This is a genomic window from Streptomyces sp. NPDC046215 (assembly GCF_040646215.1).
In the GTDB taxonomy this organism is placed as follows: domain Bacteria; phylum Actinomycetota; class Actinomycetes; order Streptomycetales; family Streptomycetaceae; genus Streptomyces; species Streptomyces stramineus.
This window is the reverse complement of record NZ_JBEYZW010000197.1, coordinates 1-1,893: the sequence shown is the minus strand read 5'-3', so window position 1 is coordinate 1,893 and position 1,893 is coordinate 1. Positions and strand designations below refer to the sequence as shown.

Genomic DNA, 1,893 nt, shown 5'->3' with positions numbered 1-1,893 from the left:
GCCGAGGGCGCGCCGGAGCCGGGCGACGAGCGCCTGCAGGGCACCGGCCGCGTCGGCCGGGGGCTCGCTGTCCCAGCCGAGGGGTCGATGCCCACCGCGAAGCACGCCTCGCGGACGACGGCCCGCTCGGTCTTGTCGAAGTCGCCGTCGGCGCCGCCGATCACGATGCCGATCTGCACGACGGCACGCGCCTCGACCGGCTTCTTCTGGACCTTGCCGATGGTCTGCATGACGGAGACCTTGCCGAAGTCGAAGTCGGCCGTCAGCTTCTGGCAGTAGTCGTTGAACCGCGCCTGAAGGTCGTCGGCGGGGAAGTTCTTCAGCACGTCGTTGGTGGCGATCAGCGAGGCCACGCGCTGCCGCTCGGAAGCGTCGATCGAACCGTCAGCAGCGGCCACCAGCGCGCACATTGCCATGCTCGCGTCACGGAAGGCGCCGCTCTTCAGGTCGTTCTTCTTCGCCACCAGCTGACCCTGCATCGTTGCCGCGGAGTCCTTGAGCCGGTCCCAGAGCGCCATCTGTGTCTCTCCTCATAGAAATCAAGGGTGCACAGAGAGAAACTCCGCCAGCCGGTACAGAAGTTCCCAAAGGGGCAAACGGGAATTCAGGTCACGCGCCCAGGGGGTCGAGGTGCAGCGGCTGCACCCGGCCCTCCAGCATCGCGCCCAGCCCCATCACCGCACACACGTCGGGGTTCTCGGCGATCCGTACCCGCATGCCCGTCGAATCCGCGATCATCCGGTCCAGCCCCGGCAGGACCGCGCTGCCACCCGCCAGCATGACCCCCGCCTCCACCAGATCGGCCACCAGATCCGGCGGACACCCCCGCAGCACCCGCCCGATCGCGTCGATCACCGCCGTCAGCGGCGTGTGGATGGCCTCCCGGACCTGCGAGGTACTCACCATCACCGTCCGGGACAGCCCCGTGGCCACGTCCCGGCCCCGGACCTCGGCCCCGTCGGCCGCCGGATCCGCCGACAGCGCCAGGTGCAACGGGTGCAGCCCCTGCGTGGGCAGCATCAGCTCGTGCCGGCTCCGCAGGTGCTGGACGACCGCGTAGTCGATGGCGTCCCCGCCCACCAGCACCTTCTCCGCCGCCACGATCGAACCCAGGGACAACACGGCGACCTGCGTCGACGCCGCCCCGCACATCACGATCATCGTCGCCTCGGGCTGCTCCACGGGCAGCCCGCACCCGACGGCAGCGGCCACGAGTATGTCCACCAGCTCGACGCGCCGCGCGCCGATGCCCGTCAGGGTCTCGACGGCCGCGCGCTGCGCGATCGGCTCGGCGTCGTGCGGCAGGCACACCGCCACCCGCAGCATCGGGTTCCGCCGCCACGCCTTGCGGATCTTGTCGCTCACGAGCACGCGGAGCATGCGCTGGGCCATGTCGATGTCGACGACCGTGCCGCCGGACACGGGCCGCACCACACGGATGTGCTTGGGCGTCCGCCCCGACATCTGCTGCGCCAGCGAACCGACCGCGATCAGCGACCCGGTATGGGTGTTGACCGCCGCGATACTCGGCTCGTCGACGACCAACCCGGACCCGCGGACGTACACACGGGTGCGGGCGGCACCCAGGTCGACGGCGACGGTGCAGCGGCGCAACTGCTCAAGGCTCTGGGCGGTCATGGGGGTTCCCTGGGGGCCGAGGGTGCGACCTGACTGGCCGCATCGCCAGCTTGCGCGCGCGGCGGGTGCGGGGCGCGCTGGGTTGGGCCGGTCGGTTGAATTGCGGGCGCTGTGGTTTGAGCGCCGCTCCGCTGCGCGGGGCGTTGCCGGGTTTCTCGCCGTTGCCCCTGCGGGGGGGGGGGGGGGGGCCGGGTCCGCTGCGCGGGGGGGTCAAAGTGGGGGGGGGGGTGGGTGGGGGGGGGGGTGGTGGGGGGT

The 1,893-nt window shown here is 71.5% G+C and carries 1 protein-coding gene and 1 pseudogene; both read right to left on the bottom strand.

Going from position 1 to position 1,893, the window contains the following annotated elements; translation table 11 throughout:
- Positions 1-92: 92 nt before the first annotated feature.
- A pseudogene (locus ABZ951_RS33820) lies at positions 93-518 on the bottom strand (tellurite resistance TerB family protein); the annotation flags it as partial.
- A gap of 91 nt (positions 519-609) precedes the next feature.
- On the bottom strand, positions 610-1,638 hold the full coding sequence (locus ABZ951_RS33815) for a rod shape-determining protein (RefSeq protein WP_344096362.1): 1,029 nt from the start codon (positions 1,636-1,638) through the stop codon (positions 610-612).
- Positions 1,639-1,893: the final 255 nt, after the last annotated feature.